A 13,927-nucleotide genomic window follows, 5' to 3' on the forward strand; every position below is an offset into this window, starting at 1 on the left:
GACCGCGCAAGAATCGAGACTTCCCCGTACTGGCGGAATCAACCGCCAGGAAACATCATGGTTACCTGGGGTTCGCGCTCGACGCGGAGCGGGGGAGGGGCCATGTCAGCACTGCCGCACGTCCCACCGGATCACCCTGACCTGCACGAAGAGCACACCTCCGAGCCGGGGTCGGCGCCGGGCCTGCTCTGGTACCTGACCGAACCGACCCGCACCGCCGTCGCCATCGGCCAGTTCGCGGCCACCCGGTCGTTGTTGCGCGCCGCTCCCAGCGGCGACGGCCACACCGTCCTGGTGCTGCCGGGTCTGGGTGCGACCGACGCCTCGACCGCGACCCTGCGCAAGTTCCTCACTGGCCTGGGCTACGACGTCCACGGCTGGGGTCTCGGCCTGAACATCGGCCCCTCGGTCGGCGTCGTGCGCGGCATGCGCGAGCTGCTGAGTGAACTGGCCGTGAGCGGCAAGGTGAGCATCGTGGGCTGGTCCCTGGGCGGCATCTTCGCCCGCGAACTGGCCCGTGACCATCCCGGCATGGTCCGCCAGGTGATCACGCTGGGCAGTCCGTACGCGATGACCGACCTCCGGCAGACCAGGGTCAACCCGGTGTACCGGCTCCTGGCCCGGTTCTACGTCGCCGGCGCGGACATGCCGCCGCCGGAGCACACCCGGCCGCCCTTCCCGGTGCCGTCCACGTCGGTCTACTCGAAGTCGGACGGCATCGTCGCCTGGCAGACGTGCGTCTGCACCCCCGCGGCCCGCCAGGAGAACGTCGCCGTCAACTCCAGCCACCTCGGTTACGGCTACAACGCCACCGTCCTCTGGCTGATCGCCGACCGCCTCGCCCAACGCCGGAACCGCTGGCGCCCGTTCAGCCCGCCGCCGGGCATGTCCCGGATGTTCCCGGCCGCCTGACCCGAGGCCTCGCACCGCTCTCCGACCGCGGGCTGCGGCGTTCCGAAGGGTTGCCGCGCCCGGCAGGCGCGTCGGGCGCAATGATCACCTGTTTCACCCCTTGTGTCGACCACCGGTTCACCCCAGGGTTCAGCGCGGCCCGTTGGCTCCGACGGGCAACCCTGACGGAGGTGGAGCATGTTCCCTGCACGCAAGTTCGCCGCGTCCCTGTTCGCGGCGGCCACGCTCTCGGTGTTCCTGACGACCCCCGCGCACGCGGCGACCGACGCCGAACTGGCGTTCCACTGGGCGCCGGTGCACTACCAGGACACCGACTCGTCCGACTACGACGCCGACTACCTGTCCACTGTGGACTTCGACGGTAACTGGAGCACGGTGGACAACTGGGAGGCGCAGGACGACTCGTTGGCGCGTCTCACCGGTGCGGCGTACTACTCGGTGGTGGAGACGTCGACGCACTGGTTCCTGGTCTACAGCTTCTACCACCCGCGTGACTGGGAGGACTTCGCCGACCCGTTCGAGCAGTTCACGCACGAGAACGACATGGAGGGCCTGCTGGCGACCGTGCGCAAGGACGGTTCGACGTTCGGCAGGCTCGAAGCGGTGATCACGGTGGCGCACAGCGACTTCTACTCGTACGTGCCGGCCGGCAGCACGTTCACGTCGGGGCGTGAGGGGATCGACGGCACGTTGCGGCTCTCGGGCACCCGGCCGACCACGCGCCAAGAGGCGAAGGGGCACGGGCTGTACGCGTGGAACGGCGCGGAGTTCCCCGGCGGGGACGGTGTGGTGTACGTGCCGAGCGCCACGGGTGAGGTGCCGTCGGGCGGCAACGACCGCTCGGTCGGGTACCGGCTGGTGGACACCTTCGCGGCGGGCGGGTTGTGGGCGCAGCGCAACAGCTCCGCGACGTTCGCGAGCTGGGGCACGTTCCGGGGCGACAACGGCAAGGACAACTCCGCGAACAGCGCGTGGGGCTGGGACGACGGCAACGACGGCAGCGACCTCCAACGGGGCCTGCTGGCCACCGACCCGGCCTACCTGGTCTCCGTCTACTTCGCCAACCGCGGCACCTTCAGCCTGACCTACACCCGCAACTCCTACCGCTGACCGCGCGAGTCGAACCTCCAGGTCCCGCGTGTCTCGGACGTAGGACACGCGGGACCTGGGCGTTCGAGGCGCGCGGCTTGAGGTTCGGTGGTGACGGGGGCGGGCAGGGGTTCGGTGGGCGGGGTGTCGGTGGGCAGGGGTCCGGTGGCTCGGGTGGCGGTCGTGCTCGGCGACCACACCACGGCGCAGGTCACCGTCGGCACGGCGCTCGGCGCGATCGTCGGCGGCACGGTGTTCTGGCTGCTCACGGCAGTGTGAGCGTGGTTACGCCCGGTCACCGCCGTCGAGGACTTACCCTCCGGTGATGACGCTGAGGCTCGACACCGCAGGCCCGGTCGCCACGCTGACCATCGACCGCCCGGCCAAGCGCAACGCCATGAGCTACGCCATGTGGTCGGCGCTGCCCGGCCTGCTGGCCCAGGTCGAGCACGACGACGCCGTGCGCGTGCTGGTCGTCCGCGGCGGCGAGCACTTCTCGGCTGGCGCGGACATCAGCGAGTTCTCCACTCTCCGCAAGGGCGCGGACGGCGCGGCGAGGTACGGCGAGGCCGTGCACAACGGCGAACGCGCCATCGCCACCCTCGGCAAGCCGACCATCGCCGCCATCACGGGCTTCTGCATCGGCGGCGGCTGCGAGATCGCGCTGGCCTGCGACCTGCGCGTGGCGGCGGCGGACGCCCGGTTCGGCATCACGCCCGCCAAGCTCGGCATCGTCTACAACTTCACGTCCACCAAGCAGCTGGTCGACGTGGTCGGCCCGGCCTGGGCCAAGCAGATCCTGTTCGGCGGCGAGATCGTCGACTCGGCCACCGCGCTGCGCATCGGCCTGGTCAACGAGGTCCACCCGGCCGAGGCCCTGGACGCCAGGGTCAAGCAGCTCTCGGAGACCATCGCGGCACGCGCCCAGGTCAGCGTCCGCGGCGCGAAGCAGATCGTCAACCGGATCACCGACGGGCAGCACGACGAGGACGACGCCGTGCGCGCGCTGTACGACGAAGCGGTGCACAGCGAGGAGTACGCGGAGGGCGTGGCGGCCTTCCTGGAGAAGCGGGCGCCGAGGTTCTGAAACGCCGCATGCGGGTACCTCGACCGCATGACCGAACACCCGCTCGAAGGCGACCCGAACGACCCGGACCAGCACATCAACCCCGAACCGCCGCACTCGCCGGGCACGCCTGAGCCGCCCGACCTCGACGTGGACCCGGAGCAGTTCCTCGACGAGGGCGAGCGGCGCGGGCAGGAGGACGAGCCGCCCTCCTGAGAGGGCCCTCCCGGCGGGCGGGAGGGCCCTCCGGGAGGGTCAGTCGTCGTACTTGTTCGTGTCACCGGGCCATTCGCCGGTGAGCTTGTCGTAGCCGGTCGCGCCGCCCCGGTCGATCGCGGCCTTCACCAAGCCGAAGATCGCGCCCTGGACGGACGCGGCCAGGAGCACCTCGCCCCAGCCCCGGTCCTTCTGGGTCGGGGTGGGCGCCTCCTTGGTGCCGGTGATCACTTTCCACACCTGGCCGAACAACGCGCTGGCGGCCAGACCGCCGAGCACGCCGAACAGCATGCCGAGGGGCCGGTACAGGAGCTTGTTCACGTTCACCGCCCCCTCCGCAGGAGCCTCCACAGCACGAGCACGACCGCCGCGACGCCCGCCGCGACCGCCGCCGGGTGCCGGCGAGCCTGCTGCACGCCCTGATCGACGCGGTGCTGCACGGGCGGCGGCAGCGACTCGACCGCCAGCGCGGCCTTCGTGCCGACCTGCTCCGCGACCACCCCGGCCTTGAGGCTGACCTGATCGGCCACCTCGCCGGCCTTCTGGCTCACCTGCCCGGCCACCTCGCTCGCCTTGTGGCCGACCTGCTCCGCCACCTCGCCGGCCTTGTGGCCGACCTGGGAGGCCACGGCGCCCGCCTTCTCGCCGATCACGGCCGCCTTCTCGCCGACGGCCGCACCGGCCGCGCTCGCCGCCGCGCCCGCCTTGCCGACCTGCTCGCCCGCCTTGTCGGTGGCGTGGCCGACCTTGGCGGTGGCCTTGCCCGCCGCCGCCGACACCGCCGCGTTGGCCCGCGTAGCGGTCTCCTTCACCTGTTCCACTCCTTCGTGCGCCTTGTCCTTCACCCGCCCGGGCACGTCGGTCTTGTGCACGAGCGCTTCCACCGTGTCCCCGAGCTCCCGCCGGGTCTGCTCGACGTCGGCGCGCAACTCGTCCGGGTCGGTGGGGCCGTCCTTGCCGCTCATCGGTGTGCCCTCTCGCTCACGGTGGCGATGTCCTGCTTGACACCCGCCATGGCCTCTTCCGGCAGCGGCGGCGTGCCGCGTTCGAGCTGCTTGCGGCCGACCAGCGCGAGCACGCCCGCGACGGCGAGCACGACCACCGCGACGACGAACGCCGCGATCCACGCCGGCATGACGGTCGCCAGCAGCAGCACCAGCCCGGCGATCACCGTCATCAGGCCGAACCAGGCCAGCACGCCCGCGCCGCCGAGCAGCCCGGCGCCCGTGCCGACGCGCTTGCCCTTCGTGCGCATCTCGGACACGGCCAACCGGATCTCGTCCCTGGCCAGCCTGCTCACCTGCTCGGACAGCCTGTTCACCAGTTCCGCGGTGGACGGTTCCCGCGCGGCGGCACCCGCCGTAACCCGATCGGTGCCCGCGTCAGCCGCGCGGGTGGCGGCGACGTGACTCATGGCCGTCTCCTCTCTCCACTCGCCCTCCGACTACCCGGAAACGCGTGGGTGTACGCACCGTGTTCGGGGGAAACCCGTCGCCCATGTCGCACGCACCGGAGGCGCCCACCCAGCTGCCGAAGCGCTCGTGGTGGGCCGTGTTGAAGCGGACGGTCAAGGAGTTCGACGACGACAACCTCACCGATTGGGCCGCCGCCCTCACCTACTACGCGGTGCTGTCGCTGTTCCCCGGCCTGCTGCTGCTGACCGCGCTGCTGGGCCTGCTCGGCCCGGACGCGACGCAGTCCATTGTGGACAGCCTGGACGCGCTGGGGCCGGGCGAGGCCAAGGACACCGTCGCGGGCGCGCTGGAGAACCTGCGGAAGTCACAGGCCAGCGGCGTGCTGGCGATCGTCGGCCTGGTGACGGCGCTCTGGTCGGCCTCCGGCTACGTGGGCGCGTTCATGCGCGCGTCGAACTCGATCTACGACGTCGAGGAGGGCAGGCCGTTCTGGAAGGTCATCCCGCTGCGGCTGGGCCTGACCGTCGGCGTGGTGGTGCTGCTGGCGCTCACGGCGCTCGGCGTGACGCTCACCGGTGGCGTGGCCGAGTGGCTGGGCGAGGTGCTCGGGCTCGGCTCGACGTTCGTCACCGTGTGGGACATCGCGAAGTGGCCGGTGCTGTTCGTGCTCGCGAGCCTGGCCATCGGCCTGCTGTTCTGGGCCTCGCCGAACGTGCGGCAGCCCAGCTTCCTGTGGATCACGCCCGGCGGCCTGCTGACCGTGGTGGTGTGGGTCGCGGCCTCGCTCGGCTTCGCGTTCTACGTGGCGAACTTCGGTTCCTACAACAAGACCTACGGCTCGCTGGCCGGTGTGATCATCTTCCTGGTCTGGCTGTGGATCTCGAACCTCGCCCTGCTGCTCGGCGCCGAGCTGGACGCGGAGCTGGAGCGGGGCAGGCGGATGGAGGCCGGACAGCCCGCGGGGCGGGACCCGGTGGCCCCGCCCCGCGACACGGCTGCGATGGACTGAGCCGCCGGCGACCTACCCGCGTGGGCTCAGGCCTGCTGCTCGGTGACCTGCTTGCGCACTTCTTCCATGTCGACCTTGCGCGCCTGCTCGATGAGGTCCTCGAGCGCCGCCTCGGGCAGCGCGCCCGGCTGCGCGTACAGCACGACGCCGTCGCGCACGATCATCAAGGTCGGGATCGACCGGATCTGGAACGCCGCGGCGAGCTGCTGCTGCGCCTCGGTGTCGACCTTGCCGAACACGATGTCGGTGTGCTTCTTGGCGGACTTCTCGTAGGTCGGGGCGAACTGGACGCACGGCCCGCACCAGCCCGCCCAGAAATCGACCAGGACCATCTCGGAGCCGCCGACAACCTCGTCGAAGTTCTCCGCGGTCAGCTCCACGGTGGCCATAGGTCCTCCTTGCTGTGGACACGGGGGTCGCCCCCCTTGTACCCGGAGCAACGATGACCACTCCCCGACAATTCCCTTCAACAAGCAGTGGACGCCTTCAACAGAACGTTGTAGCTTTCGGTTCACCCGAATGCAGGAGGTGCCCGTGCGCAGGACCGCAGCCCTCGCCCTGTCCCTGTTCGCGCTGGTGGCGTGCGGTTCGCCCGCCGAGGACCCGCCGGCCGGGGCCGGCGACGACCTGCCGTCGTCCTCGGCGATCGTCGACGCGGTCACCAAGGACGACGCCCTGGCCGCGACCCTGCCGGCCGCCATCGCCCGATCGGGCAAGCTGCGCGTCGGCTCGAACATCCAGAACCCGCCGAACAACTTCTACGCCGCCGACGGCAAGACCCCGGTCGGCTCGGAGGTCGACCTGGCCAAGGCGCTCGGCGCCAAGCTCGGGCTGACCGTCGAGCACCAGGACATGGCGTTCGGCTCGCTCATCACGAGCCTGCAGGCGGGCCGGATCGACGTGACCATGGCCGCGATGAACGACACCCCGGAGCGGCAGCAGGCGATCGACTTCGTCGACTACTTCACCTCCGGCATCACGATCATGGTGCAGAAGGGCAACCCGGCGGGCATCAAGAGCCCCGACGACCTGTGCGGCAAGTCCGTCGCGGTCAACCTCGGCTCCAGCCAGGAGACCTACGCGAAGGAGTTCCAGTGCCTGTCCGGCGAACCCATCGGGGTGACCGCCACCGACAGCGACACGCAGAACCAGAACCAGCTGCGCACCGGCCGCGTCGCCGCCATCCTCAACGACCTGCCGACCGCCGTGTACGTGGCCAAGACCGCGGGTGACGGCGAGTTCTTCGAGGTCGTGGACCTGGCCCCGATCAACGGCGGCCCGTACGGCATCGGCGTCAACAAGAACACCCCCGAGCTGACCGGGGCGTTGCGGAAGGCGTTGCAGGCGCTGATCGACGACGGCACCTACGGCAAGATCCTCGAAGCCTGGGACGTCGAGCAGGGCGCCGTCACGAAGGCGACCGTCAATGGCAAGTGACACCGACGAGCTGGTCGTCGTCCCGCTGCGGCACTGGGGGCGGTGGGTCGTCGGCGCGGCGATCCTGGCCGTGCTCGGCGCGCTGGTCTGGGCGCTGGCCGGCGCGAAGATCGACTACGCCGCGGTGCCGGGGTTCTTCACCCACGACATCATGCTGCGCGGCCTGGTCAACACGGTCGTGCTGGCGCTGGCCGCGCAGGCGGGCGCGATCGTGCTCGGCGTGCTGATCGCGCTGCTGCGCCGCTCGGCCAACCCGGTCGCCCGCTGGTTCGCCGCCGGGTACGTGTGGCTGTTCCGCGGCCTGCCGGTGCTGCTGCAGATCCTGCTGTGGTTCAACCTGGCGCTGGTGTTCGAGAACATCTCCATCCCGGGGGTGTTCGAGGAGAAGACCAACGTCCTGGTGACCGCGTTCGTGGCCGCGCTGCTCGGGCTGGGCCTCAACGAGAGCGCCTACATGGCCGAGATCGTGCGGGCCGGGCTGAACAGCGTGGACCACGGCCAGGTCGAGGCGGCCAAGGCGATCGGCATGACGCCCGCGACCACGTTGCGGCGCGTCGTGCTGCCGCAGGCCATGCGGGTGATCATCCCGCCGACCGGCAACAACTTCATCAACATGCTCAAGGGCACGTCCATGGCGTCGGTCATCGGGTTCCTGGAGCTGATCCACGCCGCCAACAACATCGCCTCGCGCAACCTCCAGATCATGGAGACGCTGCTGGCCGCCGCCGCGTGGTACATGGTCGTGGTCAGCGTGGCGAGCGTCGGGCAGCACTTCCTGGAGCGCTACTACGGCAAGGGGGTGGCCCGGTGACCCTCGTGCGGGCGGTGGGCGTGCGCAAGTCGTTCGGGTCCACCGAGGTGTTGCGCGGGATCGACCTGTCCGTGGCCGCGGGGCAGGTGGTGTGCCTGCTCGGGCCGTCGGGTGCGGGCAAGTCGACGTTCCTGCGCTGCGTGAACCACCTGGAGACGATCGACGCCGGCCGGATCTGGGTGGACGGCGAGCCGGTCGGGTTCACCGCGCGCGGCGGGAAGCTGTTCGAGCTGCGCGAGCGGGAGGTGGCGCGGCAGCGGCGCGGTGTCGGCATGGTGTTCCAGCGGTTCAACCTGTTCCCGCACCGCACGGCGGTGGAGAACGTCGCCGAGGGCCCGGTGCACGTGCTGCGGACGCCACGCAAGGCGGCCGTGGACGAGGCGCGGGCGTTGCTGGACCGGGTGGGGCTGGCCGACAAGGCCGACTCCTACCCGCACCAGCTGTCCGGCGGCCAGCAGCAACGGGTGGCGATCGCGCGGGCGCTGGCCATGCGGCCCAAGCTCATGCTGTTCGACGAGCCGACGTCCGCGCTGGACCCGGAGCTGGTCGGCGAGGTGCTGGACGTGATGGCCGACCTCGCCCGCGACGGCATGACCATGATCGTGGTCACGCACGAGATCGGGTTCGCCCGGCAGGTCGCCGACTCGGTGGTGTTCATGGTGGACGGCGCGGTGGTCGAGACCGGGCCGCCGGGTCAGGTGCTGGACAATCCGCGACAGCAACGCACGCAGCAGTTCCTCGCGAAGGTGCTCTAGGTGGTCATGCGCATCCCGTCGTCCTACCTCGTCCAGTTCCACGAGCCGGAGGGGTACCTGGACTTCGCCCGCTTCGGGCCGCCGTCGTTCGCCGTGGTGGACGCCTCCACGCGGCTGGTGGAGGCCTCGGTGTCGGCCGGGCCGTCCACGGTGGACGACCTGATGCGCCAGGAGCTGCGCGCGAAGGCCGCGGTGGCCCGGCTGTGCCGCGGCGACACCGACCACGTGACGCTGCTGCCGAACACGAGCACCGGCCTGTTCCAGACCGCGCTGGGGGTGACCGGCGAGGTGCTGGTGTCGTCGGGGGAGTTCCCGGCGAACACCTACCCGTGGGCGCGGTCGCCGTCGGTCGACGTGTCGTGGCTGCCGCCCGGCCCGGTGACGGCCGACGTGGTGCGGGAGGCGTTGACGCCCCGCACGACCGCCGTGTCCGTGAGCGCGGTGGACTTCCGCACCGGCTACCGGGCCGACTTGGCGGCGCTGCGCGAGGTGGTCGGCGATCGGCTGCTGGTCGTGGACGGCATCCAGGGCTTCGGGGTGGTCGACGAGCCGTGGGAAGTGGCCGACGTGCTGGTGGTCGGCGGGCAGAAGTGGCTGCGGGCGGGCTGGTCGACGGGGTTCATGACGCTGTCGGACCGGGCGCTGGGCAGGCTCGACCCGGTGCTGTCGGGCTGGACGGGCGCCGAGGACCCCGGGTTGTTCGACAACGGCATCCACCCGGTCGGCGAGGGGGCCGCGGGCTGGTCGATCACCAACCTGAGCCCGATCGCCTCGGGTGCGCTGGCGGCGGCGTTGGAGCTGGTCGAGGTGGCCGGGGTCGAGGCCATCCACGCGAGGATCGTTGAACGATCCGGCGAACTGGCCGAGGCGATCCGCGCGGCCGGCGGGGAGGTCGTGTCCGCGCCGGACCGCCGGGCGGGCATCCTCGCGTTCACGCTGCCCGAGCACGCGCCGTCGGTGATCGGCGCGGCGCTGGCGGACGCGGGCGTGGCGGCGACCGTGCGGCCGGAGCACGTCCGCCTGTCGCCGCACGCCTCCACGACGGCCGACACCGTCGCCCGCTTCGCCACCGCGTTGAAGGAGATCCGCAAGCCGGTCGTCGTCGAAGTGCCCGCGCCCGCTCCGGCGGTGACCTCCGAGGTGCTCACCGCGCTGATCCCGACGGTGAACAGCCTGGCCACCGCGTTGGGACCGGGCACCGAGGTCGTGCTGCACGACCTCGGCGCCCTGCCCAACTCGATCATCGCCATCGCGGGCGAGCTGACCGGCCGCAAGGTCGGCGGCCCGATGACCGACCTGCTGCTCGGCCTCGTCCGCCGCGGCACGACGCAGGACCTCGCCGGCTACGAGACCTACGCGCCGGACGGGCGGGTGATCCACTCGTCCACCGTGTTCCTGCGCGACGCCGACGGCGTGGCGGTCGGCTGCCTGTGCGTGAACAGCGACCCGGGTCCGAACCGGCGCCCGGAGCAGGCGGTGTCGGGTGCACCGGCGGTGGAGGCCTTCCCGGGTGACGTCGACACCCTCCAACGCCTCCTGGTCGAACGCGCCGTGACCGCCGTCGGCGTGCCCGTGGAGCTGATGAAGAAGTCGCACAAGTCCCAGGTGGTGCGGGTGCTCGACGAGGCGGGCCTCTTCCTGATCCGCGACTCGATCGACTACCTGGCCGGCGTGCTGGGCGTGACCCGGTACACGATCTACAACTACCTCAACGAGGTCAGGGGCTGACTGCCCTCGTGCACGGCCGCGTGGGCGGCGTCCCGCGCGGCGTTGGCGTCGTCGTCGGTCAGGGTGCGGGTCGGGTGGCGCAGGACCAGGCGCAGCAGCACGTTCTTCTGGTCCGGTCGCGCGCCCAGCCTCGCCACGGCCGCCGGCGGCAGGTCGGACACCGGGGTCTCGCCGACCACGGTGACCTCCTCCACCAGGTCGCCGACGGCGGCGCGCACGACGTCGCCGATCGTCTCGCCATCGGCGTCCGCGCCGACCGCGACGGAGATGTCCCGCATGACCGGCGGGTGCCTGGACACCGGCCGGTAGGGCGTGAGGTCCAGCATCTGGGCGGCCACGCGCGGGTCGTCCGAGGACAGCAGCCGGATGTCCGGGACGCCCTTGCGCAGCATCAGCAGCCGGTCGAGGCCGACGCCCAGCGCCAGGCCGTGCACGTCGTCGGGCAGCCACGCCCGGCGCAGGACGTGCCGGGCCGCCAGGCCGCACTCGGCGACCTCCAGCCACTCGCCGTCCACCAGCACGTCCACCTGCCGTCCCGCCGTGGTGTACGGGTGGGTCGCGGGCGTCGTCCGGTACCGCAGACCGGGCACGGCGGTGGTGATCACGGCGTCGATCAACTCGTCCAGGTCGGCCCGGTGGTGGGAGATCCGCCACAGGTCGAGCTGGTGCGGCGTGCCCGAGTGCACCCGGTCGACCGCGTCGCGGCGGTACACCATCCCCACGCACGCCAGCAGCACGTCGTCCCAGCCGTCCTGCGTGCCGAGCAGCCGCAACGCGGGCGGCACCATGGCCGTGGTGTGGCTGCGCAGCATGCGGTTCTCGCCGGTGTAGCGCGTGTAGCGGGCGTCGCGGGTGACGGCGTCGGGCGGGTAGCCCAGCGCGGTGTAGTTGTCGTCGACCGACACCTCCGGGTGGTCGCGCAGCACGCGCGGCTCACCCGGCAGGGCGGCGAGGACGTCGTCGACCAGCAGTTGCATGGCGTGCGGCCCGTAGGTGGGGTCGCTGAGGTCGCTGAGGTCGCGAGGCACGGCGGGTGGTCCCTTCGGAGGTGGTGGACGTCGGCTGGAGGGGGAATCCCCCGAGCCGGTCCGCCACCGGGACCGCGTGAACTAGCGCACGCCGCAGGCCCCAGCGGCCGGGTCTCCCGGCCGGGGGCGGCTAAATCGGCGCGTCACGTTTTCCACGATAGCCCGCGCGTGCCGCATGATGCACGCATGTTGTCGAGCAAGGGCGAGGACTTCCGCGCGTTCTGGACCGAGCGCCACCTGTGCACGCTGACCACGATCCGCCCCGACGGCACGCCGCACGTGGTGCCGGTCGGCGTCACGCTGGACGTGGAGACGGCCACCGCCAGGGTGATCACCTCGGGTGACTCGCACAAGGCGCGGCGGATCCTGGCCGCCGGCGGCGCTCCCGTGGCGGTGTGCCAAGTGGACGGACGTCGGTGGTCGACGCTGGAGGGGCACGCGGTCGTCCGCCGCGAGCCGGAGGTGGTCAGGGACGCCGAGCGGCGCTACGCCGACCGCTACCGCACGCCCCGGCCCAACCCGCGGCGCGTGGTGATCGAGATCGCCGTCACCCGCGTGCTGGGGACGGTGTGAGCGTCACGGTCGTCGGCATCGGCGCCGACGGCTGGGCCGGGCTGCCGGACGCGTCGCGGCACGAGATCGCGTCGTGCGAGGTGCTGATGGGCAGCGCCCGGCAGCTCGACCTGGTGCCGGGGGAGTTCGAGCGGGTGCCGTGGCCGTCGCCGTTGCTGCCCGCGCTGCCGGGGCTGCTGGCCCGGCACGCCGGACGGCGGATCGGCGTGCTGGCCAGCGGCGACCCGATGTTCCACGGCATCGGCGCCACCGTGGTGCGGCTGCTGGGCGCCGAACGGGTCCGCGTCGTGCCGCACCCGTCGTCGGTGTCGCTGGCGTGCGCGCGCCTGGGGTGGGCGTTGCACGACGTGGCCGTGGTGAGCCTGGTCGGCAAGCCCGCCGCGCTCGTCGTGCCGCACCTGCACCCCGGACGGCGCGTGCTCGTGCTCGGCGGGAACCCGCGCGAGGTCGCGGCCCTGGCCCCGGACGCGCGGCTGACCGTGCTGGAGCAGCTGGGCGGGCCGGGGGAGCGGGTGCACCACTCGCTCGACGACGCCGACCCGTTGCACGTGCTCGCGGTCGAGTGCGGCGCGGACGGCGCGTCGCTGACGCCGGGCCGGCCGGACGAGGAGTACGAGCACGACGGGCAGTTGACCAAGCGCGAGGTGCGGGCGGTGACGCTGGCGCTGCTCGCGCCGCGCCCCGGCGAGCTGCTGTGGGACGTGGGCGCGGGTGCGGGCAGCATCGCCGTCGAGTGGTGCCGGACCCACCCGGGCTGCCGGGCCATCGCGGTGGAGCGGCACCCCGAGCGGGCCGCGCGCATCACCCGCAACGCGGCCAAGTGGGGCGTGCCGGGCATCGAGGTCGTCGTCGGCTCGTCGCCGGGCGCGCTCGACCTGGAGGCGCCTGACGCGGTGTTCATCGGCGGCGGCCTCACCGCCGAGGGCGTGGTCGAGCGCTGCTGGGACGCGGTCAAGCCCGGCGGGCGGCTGGTGGCCAACGCCGTGACGCTGGAGTCGGAGGCAGTGCTGACCCGGTGGCACGGCAGGCTGGGCGGCGACCTGAGCCGGATCGAGGTGAGCCGGGCGACCGCCATCGGCGGCTTCACCGGCTGGCGCCCGCAGATGCCCGTGACCACGTGGCTAGTGACCAAGGAGCGTTCGTGACCGTCCACTTCATCGGCGCCGGGCCCGGCGCGGCCGACCTGCTCACCCTGCGCGCGGCGCGGCTCATCGCCGAGTCGCCGGTCTGCCTGTACGCGGGCGCGCTGGTGCCGGCCGAGGTGCTGGAGCACTGCCCGCCCGGCGCGCGCCTGGTCGACACCGCGAACCTGGACCTCGACGAGATCACGACCGAGCTCGCCGCCGCGCACGCCGCCGACCAGGACGTGGCCCGCCTGCACTCCGGCGACCCGTCGGTGTTCAGCGCGATGGCCGAGCAGATGCGCCGGCTGGACGCCCTGGGCATCGCCTACGACGTGACGCCGGGCGTGCCCGCCTTCGCCGCAGCCGCCGCGTCGCTGAACCGCGAGCTGACCGTGCCGGGCGTCGGGCAGACGGTGATCCTGACCCGCACCGCGGCCCGCGCCACCGCGATGCCGCCGGGGGAGGACCTGCTGACGCTCGGCCGCCCCGGCGCCACGATCGTGCTGCACCTGGCCGTGCAGCGGATCCTGGAGGTGGTCGCCGATTTGCTGCCGAACTACGGCGCGGACTGCCCGGTCGCCGTCGTCGCCCGTGCCAGCCGCGACGACGAGCTGGTGTTGCGCGGCACCCTGGCCGACATCGCCGACCAGGTGCGCGCGGCGGGCGTGAAGCGCACCGCCGTCATCGTCGTGGGCCGGGTGCTGACCGCCGAGGGCTTCCCGGACAGCCACCTCTACTCGACCACCCGCAGCCGGTCGTGACGG

The 13,927-nt window shown here is 72.1% G+C and carries 17 protein-coding genes; 12 read left to right on the forward strand and 5 right to left on the reverse strand.

The window, feature by feature from the left end:
- Positions 1-102: 102 nt before the first annotated feature.
- The 4 genes from ACZ7GX_RS04035 (at position 103) to ACZ7GX_RS04050 (ending at position 3,283) form a co-directional block, all read left to right on the forward strand.
- Positions 103-912, forward strand: a complete 810-nt coding sequence (locus ACZ7GX_RS04035) for a lipase family alpha/beta hydrolase (protein WP_498772597.1) — start codon at positions 103-105, stop codon at positions 910-912.
- Between the two features lie 177 nt (positions 913-1,089).
- Positions 1,090-2,022 carry a hypothetical protein gene (locus tag ACZ7GX_RS04040; RefSeq protein ID WP_498772599.1) on the forward strand — a complete coding sequence of 311 codons (933 nt, stop codon included), beginning with the start codon at positions 1,090-1,092 and terminating at the stop codon, positions 2,020-2,022.
- A gap of 304 nt (positions 2,023-2,326) precedes the next feature.
- Positions 2,327-3,088: an enoyl-CoA hydratase/isomerase family protein gene (locus tag ACZ7GX_RS04045; RefSeq protein WP_498772601.1), complete on the forward strand. Its 762-nt coding sequence runs from the start codon at positions 2,327-2,329 to the stop codon at positions 3,086-3,088.
- Positions 3,089-3,115: 27 nt separating this feature from the next.
- On the forward strand, positions 3,116-3,283 hold the full coding sequence (locus tag ACZ7GX_RS04050) for a hypothetical protein (RefSeq protein ID WP_498772603.1): 168 nt from the start codon (positions 3,116-3,118) through the stop codon (positions 3,281-3,283).
- A 39-nt stretch (positions 3,284-3,322) separates the two neighbouring features.
- On the opposite strand, the gene ACZ7GX_RS04055 is transcribed toward ACZ7GX_RS04050, so the two are convergent.
- Genes ACZ7GX_RS04055 through ACZ7GX_RS04065 form a run of 3 tightly spaced genes read right to left on the reverse strand, consistent with a single transcriptional unit; the run spans position 3,323 to position 4,697 of the window.
- Complete coding sequence (locus ACZ7GX_RS04055) at positions 3,323-3,610, reverse strand: DUF4235 domain-containing protein (RefSeq protein ID WP_498772605.1); 288 nt, start codon at positions 3,608-3,610, stop codon at positions 3,323-3,325.
- Entirely contained in the window at positions 3,607-4,248 is a 642-nt protein-coding gene (locus ACZ7GX_RS04060; protein ID WP_498772607.1) for a DUF3618 domain-containing protein, read from the reverse strand. Before ACZ7GX_RS04060 ends, ACZ7GX_RS04055 begins: the two co-directional genes overlap by 4 nt.
- The gene (locus ACZ7GX_RS04065) at positions 4,245-4,697 is read right to left on the reverse strand and encodes a phage holin family protein (protein ID WP_498772609.1); all 453 of its coding nucleotides are present in this window, start codon (positions 4,695-4,697) and stop codon (positions 4,245-4,247) included. The genes ACZ7GX_RS04060 and ACZ7GX_RS04065 overlap by 4 nt, the downstream gene beginning before the upstream one ends.
- Before the next feature lie 83 nt (positions 4,698-4,780).
- Here ACZ7GX_RS04065 and ACZ7GX_RS04070 point away from each other — a divergent pair, with 83 nt between their 5' ends.
- Positions 4,781-5,707, forward strand: coding sequence for a YihY/virulence factor BrkB family protein (locus tag ACZ7GX_RS04070; RefSeq protein ID WP_498772611.1), 927 nt, complete (start codon positions 4,781-4,783; stop codon positions 5,705-5,707).
- 26 nt (positions 5,708-5,733) lie between these two features.
- Here ACZ7GX_RS04070 and trxA read toward each other — a convergent pair whose 3' ends face one another.
- Positions 5,734-6,096 carry a thioredoxin gene (gene trxA / locus ACZ7GX_RS04075; RefSeq protein ID WP_498772613.1) on the reverse strand — a complete coding sequence of 121 codons (363 nt, stop codon included), beginning with the start codon at positions 6,094-6,096 and terminating at the stop codon, positions 5,734-5,736.
- A 130-nt stretch (positions 6,097-6,226) separates the two neighbouring features.
- Between trxA and ACZ7GX_RS04080 the strand changes: the two genes are divergently transcribed.
- The 4 genes from ACZ7GX_RS04080 to ACZ7GX_RS04095 are packed head-to-tail and all read left to right on the forward strand — an operon-like array spanning position 6,227 to position 10,438.
- Positions 6,227-7,144, forward strand: a complete 918-nt coding sequence (locus ACZ7GX_RS04080) for an ABC transporter substrate-binding protein (protein WP_498772615.1) — start codon at positions 6,227-6,229, stop codon at positions 7,142-7,144.
- Positions 7,134-7,955 carry an amino acid ABC transporter permease gene (locus ACZ7GX_RS04085; RefSeq protein ID WP_498772617.1) on the forward strand — a complete coding sequence of 274 codons (822 nt, stop codon included), beginning with the start codon at positions 7,134-7,136 and terminating at the stop codon, positions 7,953-7,955. Before ACZ7GX_RS04080 ends, ACZ7GX_RS04085 begins: the two co-directional genes overlap by 11 nt.
- Complete coding sequence (locus tag ACZ7GX_RS04090; RefSeq protein WP_498772619.1) at positions 7,952-8,710, forward strand: amino acid ABC transporter ATP-binding protein; 759 nt, start codon at positions 7,952-7,954, stop codon at positions 8,708-8,710. Before ACZ7GX_RS04085 ends, ACZ7GX_RS04090 begins: the two co-directional genes overlap by 4 nt.
- Positions 8,711-8,716: 6 nt before the next feature.
- Entirely contained in the window at positions 8,717-10,438 is a 1,722-nt protein-coding gene (locus ACZ7GX_RS04095) for an aminotransferase class V-fold PLP-dependent enzyme (RefSeq protein ID WP_498772819.1), read from the forward strand.
- Here the strand turns inward: ACZ7GX_RS04095 and srmL are convergent.
- Positions 10,414-11,466 (reverse strand): PheS-related mystery ligase SrmL, encoded by a 1,053-nt coding sequence (gene srmL, locus ACZ7GX_RS04100; protein ID WP_498772621.1) that lies wholly within the window; start codon positions 11,464-11,466, stop codon positions 10,414-10,416. The two genes, ACZ7GX_RS04095 and srmL, sit on opposite strands and share 25 nt — an antisense overlap.
- A gap of 186 nt (positions 11,467-11,652) precedes the next feature.
- Here srmL and ACZ7GX_RS04105 point away from each other — a divergent pair, with 186 nt between their 5' ends.
- Genes ACZ7GX_RS04105 through cobM form a run of 3 tightly spaced genes read left to right on the forward strand, consistent with a single transcriptional unit; the run spans position 11,653 to position 13,924 of the window.
- Entirely contained in the window at positions 11,653-12,039 is a 387-nt protein-coding gene (locus tag ACZ7GX_RS04105; protein ID WP_498772623.1) for a pyridoxamine 5'-phosphate oxidase family protein, read from the forward strand.
- Positions 12,036-13,184, forward strand: coding sequence for a precorrin-6y C5,15-methyltransferase (decarboxylating) subunit CbiE (cbiE, locus tag ACZ7GX_RS04110; RefSeq protein WP_498772625.1), 1,149 nt, complete (start codon positions 12,036-12,038; stop codon positions 13,182-13,184). Before ACZ7GX_RS04105 ends, cbiE begins: the two co-directional genes overlap by 4 nt.
- Positions 13,181-13,924 (forward strand): precorrin-4 C(11)-methyltransferase, encoded by a 744-nt coding sequence (cobM, locus tag ACZ7GX_RS04115; RefSeq protein ID WP_498772627.1) that lies wholly within the window; start codon positions 13,181-13,183, stop codon positions 13,922-13,924. Before cbiE ends, cobM begins: the two co-directional genes overlap by 4 nt.
- The last annotated feature ends 3 nt before the right edge of the window (positions 13,925-13,927 follow it).

The sequence above is a fragment of the Actinosynnema sp. NPDC037264 genome (assembly GCF_055603705.1).

Coding starts and splice junctions, on each gene's coding strand:
- ACZ7GX_RS04035 (WP_498772597.1), top strand. CDS start 103: ATGTCAGCACTGCCGCACGTCCCACCGGATCACCCTGACCTGCACGAA.
- ACZ7GX_RS04040 (WP_498772599.1), top strand. CDS start 1,090: ATGTTCCCTGCACGCAAGTTCGCCGCGTCCCTGTTCGCGGCGGCCACG.
- ACZ7GX_RS04045 (WP_498772601.1), top strand. CDS start 2,327: ATGACGCTGAGGCTCGACACCGCAGGCCCGGTCGCCACGCTGACCATC.
- ACZ7GX_RS04050 (WP_498772603.1), top strand. CDS start 3,116: ATGACCGAACACCCGCTCGAAGGCGACCCGAACGACCCGGACCAGCAC.
- ACZ7GX_RS04060 (WP_498772607.1), bottom strand. CDS start 4,248: ATGAGCGGCAAGGACGGCCCCACCGACCCGGACGAGTTGCGCGCCGAC.
- ACZ7GX_RS04065 (WP_498772609.1), bottom strand. CDS start 4,697: ATGAGTCACGTCGCCGCCACCCGCGCGGCTGACGCGGGCACCGATCGG.
- ACZ7GX_RS04070 (WP_498772611.1), top strand. CDS start 4,781: ATGTCGCACGCACCGGAGGCGCCCACCCAGCTGCCGAAGCGCTCGTGG.
- trxA (WP_498772613.1), bottom strand. CDS start 6,096: ATGGCCACCGTGGAGCTGACCGCGGAGAACTTCGACGAGGTTGTCGGC.
- ACZ7GX_RS04080 (WP_498772615.1), top strand. CDS start 6,227: ATGCAGGAGGTGCCCGTGCGCAGGACCGCAGCCCTCGCCCTGTCCCTG.
- ACZ7GX_RS04085 (WP_498772617.1), top strand. CDS start 7,134: ATGGCAAGTGACACCGACGAGCTGGTCGTCGTCCCGCTGCGGCACTGG.
- ACZ7GX_RS04095 (WP_498772819.1), top strand. CDS start 8,717: ATGCGCATCCCGTCGTCCTACCTCGTCCAGTTCCACGAGCCGGAGGGG.
- ACZ7GX_RS04105 (WP_498772623.1), top strand. CDS start 11,653: ATGTTGTCGAGCAAGGGCGAGGACTTCCGCGCGTTCTGGACCGAGCGC.